We start from the raw sequence: 9,842 nt of genomic DNA, 5'->3' as shown, positions 1-9,842 counted from the left end.
CGGGCTCGGGTTCGGGCTCGGGCTCGGGCTCGGGCTCGGGCTCGCCGGCAGGTTCCTCGCTCGCCCCCTCTTCAGCCAGCTCGGAACTGAATAATGCGGCTTCGGCATCCGGTTCCGACCGCGGCGCCGGCACAATGGCCTCTTCCGGGAGTTCGGGATCCGGTACGGCATCTCCTGCGGCCAGTTCCGGCGCGCTGTCCGACGCCTCTGGAACATCGAGTTCCGGTATCGGGGCCGGCTCCCCGTCAGCCGACTCCGGCCGTTCGGGCTCGGCGGGTTCCGCCATGGGGGATTCCCGAACCGGGGCGGTGTCGTCGGATGCCCTCAGGCGTTGCAGGGCACTGCGACCGCGTTCATGGACACTGTCGAGTTCGCGCCAGGGCTGGCCGGAGGATTCCAGCGCGACCTCGATCGAACTGAGCACCTCCGCCAGTGCATCCACGGCATCCGGTGCCAGATCCGCCGCGGTCATCCCCTCGCGGTCATCGAGGAAACGCAGCAGCGGATCAATAAGCGAATGCAGGCTGCGGAACCCCCCCATGGAAAGCGCGCCGCGTGTGCGATGCAGGGCATCACGCGCCTCGTCGAGGCTGCTGGCACGGGCGTCGCCCGACAGAAAACCCATGAGGTTTTCCCGAACCCGGCGCACCTCCACCAGCGATTCGCGGTACAGCGCCTCCGCCAGCTTCCGGTCGTAGGCCGCCTCGCCGCTGGCGGTCTCGCGTTCGCCTTCCAGGCCGGATTCGACGATGGACTCCAGCGCGAGCAGATGCTGGGCCAGCTCCATCTCCAGACGTTCGTCGTGGTGGGCCAGACGCGTGGGTTCCAGACATTCGTCCAGGGCCCGGGTGTGATGCTCGCCCTGTTCCAGCCCCAGCATGCGCATGGTGGCACCGATCCGCCGAACCTGTTCGCGCAATGGTTCGAGATCGCCCGCCTCGCGGGTCGCGGAACGAATCAGCACGTCCAGGCGTTCGCGGACCTCTCCGAGATCATCCTCCAGGGCCGCACGCAGCTTGTCGAAGACTTCGCGCCCCAGACCACTGGATGCGTCCTCGTCCCGGGCATTCAGGTCATCAAGCTGGAAGACCTCGCGGACCGCGCGCGTCTGTTCAGTGTCCGCCTCGGCCCGTGCCACGTGGAACAGGAGGGTCTTGATGGTGTCGACGGGGGCTTCGTAATCGAGGTCGTCGGCCTGGCCACCCTCACGCAGCTGATTGGACAGCGCATTGAGGTAGCGGCCCAGTTCACGATCGACCCGCCCCACCAGACGCCGGATGTCGTTGTTGAGCTCAACCCCGCCGCGCGCCAGCCCCTCCAGCAGGGCACCGGCCACCCAGAACAGACGCCGGAAATCACCGGCCGGGACCGCCCGCACGACCTCGCGCGAGACCTCGTGCAACCGCTCCGCGGCCGACGCCGCATCCACGCCCTTCACCAGTCCCAGCAGATCCCGCTGAAAACTGCGCCGGGCCTGCTGCAGGGTCCGCAGGCGTTCGGCCGGCGACAGCCCTTCTTCCGGCTCACCCATGCGCGAATCATCGACGTCGTCGAAGTCGGGCATCAGTTCGGCGACGTCCATCAGCATGCTCGCTCCACGAACGCTGCGGAGTTCGTTGAGCAGCGGGAGCAGCACCATCGGAGACGGCAGGTCGGCGGCATCGCCGTGTTCGAGGTAGTCGGGGAGCTGCAGAGCGGCGCGCAACAATGCCTCGGTGGTCGCGGCCGATGCGGACTCGCCGCTGCGCAGATGCTCCAGCACTGCGAGCATCTCGTCGCACACCTTCACGACGCTTTCGACCTGCACCATCACGAGCGTCCCGCGAATCTGCCGGACACGCTCGTGGGCCCGGTCCAGCGATTCCACGCTGGTCGGGTCGTCGGAGTATTGGCGCAGGGCTTCCTGGACTTCGCCGAACAGCGCGTCCAGCTCGTCCCGTACCCAGTTCAGTGCACTGGCAACCATTGCGTGGCCCGGCCGTTAACCCTGCGTTCCGGAACGACCTGCGCCGTCCTGATCCGAAGCCGGCAGTTTGAAGTCCGCAACCGAGGACTGCAGTTGCTGCGACAGCTGGGCCAGGTCGTCGATGGAGGCCGCCGTTGTGTGCGTGCTTTCGGTGGTTTCACTGGTGATCTCACGGATCTGCGCCATGATGGACGTGACGTTCTTCGCCATTTCCGCCTGCTGATGGGCCGAGGAGGAAATGCCGTCGATCAGGCCGGCGAGATCGTTGGAAACCTGCTCGATCTCGGACAGGGCCTCACCCGCCGCCTGGGCCATCTCGGCCCCGGACACCACGTTGGCCGTACTCTGTTCCATCGAGCTGACGGCCTCGCTGGTATCGGCCTGGATCGCCTTGACCAGCCCTTCGATCTGGCGCGTCGCACTACTGGAACGTTCTGCCAGACGCTGGACCTCATCCGCCACCACGGCAAATCCGCGTCCGGCCTCGCCGGCCGCAGAGGCCTGGATCGCTGCGTTCAGGGCCAGCACGTTGGTCTGTTCGGCGATATCGTTGATCAGGCCGATGATGTCGCCGATTTCCTGCGAGGATTCGCCGAGGCGCTTGATCCGTTTCGCCGTCTCCTGGATCTGTTCGCGGATCGAATCCATGCCCTCGATGGAACGGCGCACGGTGGCCGCCCCGCGCGAGGCAATATCCACGGAATTTCGTGCCACCCCCGCGGACTGCCCCGCGTCCGAGGCCACCTTGTCGACCGACTGCGCCATCTCGTCGATCGCGTCGTTCGCCTGCTGGATCTCCTGGGTCTGCTGCTCGGCCTTTTCGGCCAGCCCCAGAACCTGAGAGCGGCTGTTTGCTGCCGAGTCGTTGATGTCATCGGCCACGGAGTTGATGGTGGCGACCAGGGTACGCAGGTTCTCGATCGCGAAGTTCATCGAGTCGGCGATGGCGCCGGTGAAGTCTTCCGTCACCGTTGCGTTGACCGTGAGGTCCCCGTCGGCAAGGTTCATCATCTCGTCCAGAAGGCGCAGGATCGCCTGCTGATTGCGTTCATTCTGGGCCTCGGTCTCGGCCAGCTCCCGGCGTGTATCGCGGTACAGGAACAGGCCCATGCTCGCCAGCAGAATCAGCGCCAGCAGACCGAAGGCGGATCCCACCCAGGCCAGGACCCCGACCTGCGCGGCACGGTCGGTCAGCGCAGCCTCCAGGTCGCCGGACACCTGCAGCATGTCGCCGGAGCCGGCTTCCACATCTGCAGCGGCGGCGTTCACCTCGAACACGCGGGAAGACGTATCCAGCACACCCTCCACCGCTTCGCTGAAGGCAATAAACAAGGTACCGATCTCGTCGAGCATCGCCTGGGTTTCGGCATCATCCACGGCCTCGATGCCCAGCGGCGCGAAGCCTTCGATCAGCCCGTCCAGCACCCGCCCGAACAGGGTGGCGTCCCGCTCAAAACGCTCGATCGCGGTCGCGGCGCGGGCACCGCCCTGCAGCACCTCGTTCAGACTGTTGCCGATCCGCTGGATCAGCATGGTCTGGCGTGCCGCCACATAGATCTGATCGGGGTCCTCGCCGATCTCCGACATGCGCCGCACCACGCTGTCGGACAGCCGGGCCAGCTCGGGGGAGAACTCGTTCACGGCTTCGGAGAATTCAGTGACCTCCTCGATGGCATCACGCCCATGGAGGATCGTATTCACGTTGCCGCGATAACCACTCCACTCGCCCTGAACCTGTTCCAGGTCGGCTTGCAGGTCGTCCGGCAGAGGCCCAAGGCCCTCGCGACCGCCGCGGAGTACATCGACATTGTGGTCGAAGGCATCGCGCAGTTCGGCGAGGTCGCCAAAGGCCTGTTCGGAACCCGCCGCAGCTTCCAGCGAAGCGGTGGCCAGCCGCTGGGACAGAAGACGCATGTCGTTCGCCAGCGCGATCCGGTCTCGATACTGGCTCTGCTGGTATTCGTGCGAGACGACGGCGCCACCCGTGGCCAGCAGGGCCAGAACCACCAGCCCTCCCAGCAGGAGGTTACGCGTACGACGACTTGGTCCCATAAGACGTTAACTCCCTTAACAGTAATGCCGCCCCCGTCAGGAGACGGCCGCCTGCTGTTGGTCTTCGGCGGGTTCCGCGATGTCCAGACCGGAAAACCGCCCGGTATCATTCAGTAGCCGATTGAGGTCCACCACGGGGTGAAGCCGGTGCCCCAGATCGAACCCCCCCGTAACAAACGGACGCGCCGCCTCGGGCACATCCACTTCCAGTCGCCTCTGATGCGGTGCGCAACTGCGCATGCCCTCCACCCGACTCACCAGCAGTCCGGCCATGCCCTGCCCCTGCGGGGCCACGACAATGCGCTGGCGCGAGCTGTCCCCGCTGATGGGCTCCCCCAGCAGCAGTCGCCCCAGATCGAACACCGGCAGCACCAGACCGCGCAGGTTCCCCACGCCCAGCACCATGGGATCGGCCAGAGGGACGTGGGTCAGGGACAGGGGATCGGTCACCTCCGAGATCGCTTCCATGTCCGCGAGAAAACGGAACTCGCCCACGGCCAGAAGCACGCCGCGCCAGCCGGATGAAGAATCGCGCTGATACTCCCGGTTCACCCGCCGGCTCTCGCGATCCAGGCTCGCGAGCAGCGCAAACGGAGTGGAAGTATCGACCTTCATGCCGAGAGGTATTTCTCGATCGTCTGCAGCAGGGTGTCCTCGGTGACCGGCTTGGTGATGTAGTCCCGCGCCCCCTGGCGCATGGCCCAGACGCGGTCGGTCGCCTGATCCTTGGTACTGACCACCACCACGGGAACATTGGCGGTCTCTTCCTGCTTGGAGAGCTCTCGCGTGGCCTGAAAGCCGTTCAGACCGGGCATCACGACGTCCATCAGGACCAGGTCGGGCACCTGGGCCCGCGCGGTCTCGACACCTTCCTCCCCGCTGGCCGCCGTGGATACCGAATACCCGTTCTTCTCGAGCATCGTGCGCAGGACATGGATCTCGGTCGGGGAGTCGTCAATGATCAGGATACGGGCCATGGCGTTATTCTTTCCTGGGTTGGTGCGCGCGATTTACTCGCGATGAATTCATTCCGGGGCACCCTGGTGCGCGTACTTGCGCATCGCGTCCAGGAGATCGTCCCGGGTGAAGGGCTTGGTGAGATAGTCCTCCGACCCCACGACGCGCCCCTTGGCCTTGTCGAACACGCTGTCCTTGCTCGACAGCATGATGACGGGGGTCTCCCTGAACTGCTTGTTGTTCTTGATCAGGGCGCAGGTCTGATACCCGTCCAGACGGGGCATCATGACGTCGATGAAGATGATGTCGGGGCGGGAATCCGCCACCCTCGAGAGGGCCTCGAAGCCGTCCACGGCGGTTTCCACCGCGGCACCGTGCTTCTGCAGCAAGGATTCGGCGGTGCGCCGGATCGTCTTGCTGTCGTCGATCACCATGACCTTCACTCCCTGAAACTCGGTGGCCGAGTCGGCTTCCGCTGGCGCGTCAGACACCTTATCCCCCCTAAGGCTATATGCAGGACCGAATCTAACGAAGTCCCGCGGGATACACAAACATCGAGCGGTAATATTGCCCCGCGTGGCATAATCGTCTGACACGGATCACGAAAAGGCCCGTTATCGTGCCCCAGAAGATCGCCATCATCATGGACCCCGTCACGGGGATCAAGCCGGCCAAGGATACGACCTTCGCCATGATGCTCGCCGCACGGGCCCGGGATCACGCCGTGGACTATCTCGAAATGAACGATCTGTGGGTCGAAAACGGCCGCGCCATGGGCCGCAGCCGGCCAATCGAGGTTCGGGACCGTTCCGAAGCCTTCCACGAACTGGGCACGGAAACCACCGGCCCGCTGGATCGCTTCGATGTCATTCTGATGCGCAAGGACCCGCCGGCGGACGCCGAATACGTCTACTCCACCTACACGCTCGAGCTCGCGGAACATGCGGGGGTTTGCGTATCGAACCGGCCGCAGGGGCTGCGCGACATCAACGAGAAGGCGTTCACGGCGCTGTTCCCGGACTGCACCCCGCCGACGCTGATCACCCGCGACCGCGCCCGTATCCGCGCATTCCTCGAGCAGCACGGCGATATCGTGGTCAAACCGATGGACGGCATGGGCGGGAGTTCGATCTTTCGCGTCCGCGAGGGCGATCCGAACACCTCGGTGATCCTCGAGACCATGACCCGGTTCGATCGGCGCACGGTCATCGCGCAGCGCTTTCTGCCGGAGTTCACGGCCGGCGACAAGCGCATCATCATGATCCACGGCGAACCCTTCGAGCATGCCCTGGCACGGATTCCGGCACCCGGTGAATCGCGCGCCAACCTGGCGGCCGGGGGACGGGGAGAAGCCGTGCCACTGACCGCGCGCGACCGCGAGATCTGCGAACGCGTCGGGCCGGAGCTGCGACGGCGCGGCATCCACTTCGCCGGACTGGACGTCATCGGGGAATCCCTGACCGAGATCAACGTCACCTCCCCGACCGGCGTCCGCGAGCTGGATGCAGCCTGCGATGCGGACCTCGCCGGCCGCTACATCGATTTCGTGACGGGGGAAACCGCATGAATCCGCGCCGCACCTTGTTTTTTCCCGTCCTCGCAGCACTGACCGCGATGCTGCTGGTGGCCTGCGAACGCACGCCGGAAACCGAGCACCTGCAGTTCCGGGCCTTCGGCACCCTGGTCGAGGTCGCGGTCGCCCCGGCCGGGGAATATGACCTCGCCGAGATCGAACGCGAGCTGCAGGCGGAGCTCGACATCCTGCATGCCTCCTGGCACGCCTGGGAAGAAGGTTCGCTCGGGCGCACCAACCAGCTGCTGCCGCTGCAACGCGAATTCAGCGCCCCGCCGTCGGTGCTGCCGCTGATCGAGCAGGGCCGCGCGGTGGAGGAGGCCACCGACGGGCTGTTCAATCCCGCCATGGGACAACTGGTCGCCGCCTGGGGCTTTCACCGGGACGAGCCCGCCGGCCCGCCCCCGGATGCCGACACACTGGCCGAGCTGCTGGAGGACCCGCCGTCGATGGGAGACATCGAACGCAACGGGGTCCGCCTGACCGGACACCACCCGGACCTGCAGCTGGACTTCGGCGGACTGGCCAAGGGCGCCGCCGTGGAGCGCGCGCGTGACCTGCTGGCCGATCTGGGCGTGGAGGCGGCCATCGTCAACGCCGGCGGCGACCTGATGACGCTGGGCCGGCCCGCCGGCCGCGACTGGCGCATCGGTATCCGCCACCCGGACGGGGGCACCCTCGGCGGCATCAAACTGGGCGGAGGCGTGGGCCTGTTCACCTCCGGGGACTATGAGCGCGGTTACGAACACGAGGGCGAACGCATCCACCACGTGATCGACCCGCGAACCGGCCGCCCGACCGAGGGCGTGCGCTCCGCGACCGTGCTGCATGGTGACGGCGGCCTGGCCGATGCGGCCGCCACCACCCTGATGATCGCCGGTCCCGAACACTGGCCGGAATACGCCGCCCGGCTCGGGATTGACCACGCCCTGGTGGTCCTGGCGGACGGCCGCATCGAGGCCACACCGGCGATGGCCGCGCGCGTCGAGCTCGGGGAGCCCCACCCCGAGCCGGAGGTCCGCGAACGGCCGGAGGCCGGCTCCACACCGTGAGGATTCCGGGCCTGCGCTGGGGGGACGCGGTCATCGCCGCAACCGGGGCCGGACTGGTCGTGACCGCCTTCATCCTCGCCTGGAACCCCGACGCGGGGAGCGAGGGCCGCAGCCTGGTCATTACCCAGGCCGGCGAGCCCGCGCGCCGGGAGCCCCTGGAAGGCCCGCGCGAACTGCGCCTGCAAGGCCCCGCCGGGACCACCCGGGTGGACATCGAGACCGGGCGCGCCCGCTGTGCGGAATCCCCGGGCACACAGAACATCTGCGAGGGGGCCGGCTGGCTCTCCACCCGCGGCGACATGGCCATCAGCCTGCCCAACCGCCTGACCCTCCGGGTAGAGGGCGCCGAACCCGCCTGGGACAGCATCCACTACTGACCGTGAACGCCGACCGCTCCGCCTCCCGCCGCGATCAGCAGATCGCTGCCCTCGCCGCCATCGCGATCGGCATTCAGATCCTCGAGGCCGCGATCCCCGGTCCCATCCCGGGGGTCAAGCCGGGCCTGGCGAATATCGTGACCCTCGTCACACTGCTCACCCTCGGCTGGCGCGCCGCAGTCGCCGTCACCCTGCTGCGGGTGGTCGGCAGCAGCCTGCTGCTGGGCACCCTGCTCAGCCCCGCCTTCTGGCTGTCGCTGACCGGCGCCCTGGCCGCGCTGGCCGCACTGGCCCTGCTGGCACCCTTCGCCCCGCGGCATGTCGGCGCCACGGGGCTGGCCATCGCGGCCGCCATGGCGCATGTCACCGGGCAGTTCCTGCTCGCATGGCTGGTGATCATCCCGCACCCGGGCCTGCCACTGCTCCTGCCACCCCTGTGGCTGACCGCGCTGATCGCCGGCGCCACCACCGGTATACTGACCGCCCACGTACTTTCCGATCCCCGGATCCAGCGCCATATCCGCCATGCCCGCCCCCCAGGACCAGCCTGAGCGCCCGGTGCCGACGCCCCCGTCGGAACACGCCGCCGCGCGTCCGAACCATCTCGCCACGATGGTCTTCCTGGCCGTGCTGGCCCACGGGCTCGTGATCCTGGGCATCGGCTTCACCGTGGAGCTGCCCGACCCCAGCCCGCGCGAGCCGCTGGACATTACCCGGGTTGCGGATCCCGAGGCCGCCGCGCCGCCCCCCGAGGAAGTCGAGCGCATCGCCGAAATCGACCAGGAGGCGAGCGCCGAAGACCCCGAAGACCAGGAAGCCACCGCTCCCGAGGCCGCAGACGAAGGCACCGGCGAACCCGGCCCCGAAGGCGTGGAGGCCCCGCTGCCGGAACCCGGTCCGCTGGTGGCGCAACCGTCGCCCCCCGAACCCGAACCGCAGCCGGAGATGCCCGAAGCCGAGGAATCGCCGGAACCGGCCCCGCCCGAGGTCGCCGAACCGGAACCGATCGAGACCCCCGAGGCCGAGCCGCGCCCGGATGCCGCCACCCTGATGAACCGCGGACTGGAGAGCGCCCGCGCGGCCCCGGCGGAGGAACGCCAGAGCTTCGCCGCACGCGGCCAGCGCACCCGCTATCTCGACAGCCTGTCGGCGCGCAGCGCACCGGAGGCGGCCTATCTCCAAGCCTGGATCGACAAGGTGGAACGCGTCGGCAACCTCAACTACCCGGACGAGGCCCGGCGTCAGGGGCTTTCCGGCAGCCTGGTCCTGTCCGTGCGCCTGAACCCCGAAGGTGAACTGATCGATATCCAGGTCGCCCGCAGCTCCGGCGAACCCGTGCTCGACGAGGCCGCCATCCGCATCGTGGAACTGGGCGCCCCCTACGCCCCGTTCACCGAGGCCATGCGCGAGGAATACGACGAACTGGTCATCACCCGCACCTGGGCCTTCCGCCGCGACGAAGTCCGGCAGGTGCGCTGAGACCCCTGCCGCCTCAGCGCTCCCTGAGACTCTCGCGGGCCGCCCGCAGCAGCGGCGTCAGGAAATACTCGATGATGCGCCGCTTGCCGATTTTCACCTCCACGGTGGCCATCATGCCGGGGGAAATGCGCACGGGCTCGTCCTGCACGAGGACCGTGTCCCGATCCAGGCGGACCCGCACCACGTAGACCAGCCCCTGTTGTTCGTCCTGGACCGCATCCTGCGAGACCTCGAGCACCTCGCCCTCGACCGTGCCGTAGCGGGTGTAAGGAAAGGTCTGCAGCTTCACCTCGGCCGTCTGGGCCGGCCGCACGAAGCCGATGTCCTTGTTGGGGAGGGTCGCCTCCACCATCACCTCGGCATCCTCGAGTTACTGTCGAAAGTGG

General features: G+C 67.4%; 9 protein-coding genes and 2 pseudogenes. 5 read left to right on the top strand and 6 right to left on the bottom strand.

The window, feature by feature from the left end:
* The 5 genes and pseudogenes from B1A74_RS12180 to B1A74_RS12160 form a co-directional block, all read right to left on the bottom strand.
* Positions 1-1,966, bottom strand: a 1,966-nt coding sequence (locus B1A74_RS12180; protein ID WP_483028315.1) for a FimL-related protein, incomplete at its 3' end; no start/stop codon positions are given.
* Positions 1,967-2,026: 60 nt separating this feature from the next.
* Positions 2,027-4,018, bottom strand: a pseudogene (locus B1A74_RS12175) (methyl-accepting chemotaxis protein); the annotation flags it as partial.
* 36 nt (positions 4,019-4,054) lie between these two features.
* Positions 4,055-4,633, bottom strand: a complete 579-nt coding sequence (locus B1A74_RS12170; protein ID WP_024330021.1) for a chemotaxis protein CheW — start codon at positions 4,631-4,633, stop codon at positions 4,055-4,057.
* Complete coding sequence (locus tag B1A74_RS12165; RefSeq protein ID WP_018947558.1) at positions 4,630-4,995, bottom strand: response regulator; 366 nt, start codon at positions 4,993-4,995, stop codon at positions 4,630-4,632. Before B1A74_RS12165 ends, B1A74_RS12170 begins: the two co-directional genes overlap by 4 nt.
* A 48-nt stretch (positions 4,996-5,043) precedes the next feature.
* The gene (locus B1A74_RS12160) at positions 5,044-5,466 is read right to left on the bottom strand and encodes a response regulator (RefSeq protein WP_026289030.1); all 423 of its coding nucleotides are present in this window, start codon (positions 5,464-5,466) and stop codon (positions 5,044-5,046) included.
* A gap of 128 nt (positions 5,467-5,594) precedes the next feature.
* On the opposite strand from B1A74_RS12160, the gene gshB reads away from it, so the two are divergent.
* Genes gshB through B1A74_RS12135 form a run of 5 tightly spaced genes read left to right on the top strand, consistent with a single transcriptional unit; the run spans position 5,595 to position 9,456 of the window.
* Positions 5,595-6,542 carry a glutathione synthase gene (gene gshB / locus B1A74_RS12155; protein WP_018947560.1) on the top strand — a complete coding sequence of 316 codons (948 nt, stop codon included), beginning with the start codon at positions 5,595-5,597 and terminating at the stop codon, positions 6,540-6,542.
* Positions 6,539-7,600: an FAD:protein FMN transferase gene (locus tag B1A74_RS12150; RefSeq protein WP_077244782.1), complete on the top strand. Its 1,062-nt coding sequence runs from the start codon at positions 6,539-6,541 to the stop codon at positions 7,598-7,600. The genes gshB and B1A74_RS12150 overlap by 4 nt, the downstream gene beginning before the upstream one ends.
* Positions 7,597-7,977 carry a NusG domain II-containing protein gene (locus tag B1A74_RS12145; RefSeq protein WP_018947562.1) on the top strand — a complete coding sequence of 127 codons (381 nt, stop codon included), beginning with the start codon at positions 7,597-7,599 and terminating at the stop codon, positions 7,975-7,977. Before B1A74_RS12150 ends, B1A74_RS12145 begins: the two co-directional genes overlap by 4 nt.
* Before the next feature lie 2 nt (positions 7,978-7,979).
* Entirely contained in the window at positions 7,980-8,528 is a 549-nt protein-coding gene (locus B1A74_RS12140) for a Gx transporter family protein (RefSeq protein ID WP_018947563.1), read from the top strand.
* Positions 8,503-9,456 carry an energy transducer TonB gene (locus B1A74_RS12135; RefSeq protein WP_077244781.1) on the top strand — a complete coding sequence of 318 codons (954 nt, stop codon included), beginning with the start codon at positions 8,503-8,505 and terminating at the stop codon, positions 9,454-9,456. Before B1A74_RS12140 ends, B1A74_RS12135 begins: the two co-directional genes overlap by 26 nt.
* Positions 9,457-9,469: 13 nt before the next feature.
* On the opposite strand, the pseudogene B1A74_RS12130 reads toward B1A74_RS12135, so the two are convergent.
* Positions 9,470-9,823 (bottom strand): annotated as a pseudogene (locus B1A74_RS12130) (beta-barrel domain-containing protein); the annotation flags it as partial.
* Positions 9,824-9,842 lie beyond the last annotated feature (19 nt).

This window comes from Thioalkalivibrio halophilus, assembly GCF_001995255.1.
Classification (GTDB): domain Bacteria; phylum Pseudomonadota; class Gammaproteobacteria; order Ectothiorhodospirales; family Ectothiorhodospiraceae; genus Thioalkalivibrio; species Thioalkalivibrio halophilus.
Note: the sequence above shows the minus strand (reverse complement) of the source record. Positions and strands in the feature narration are given on the sequence as shown.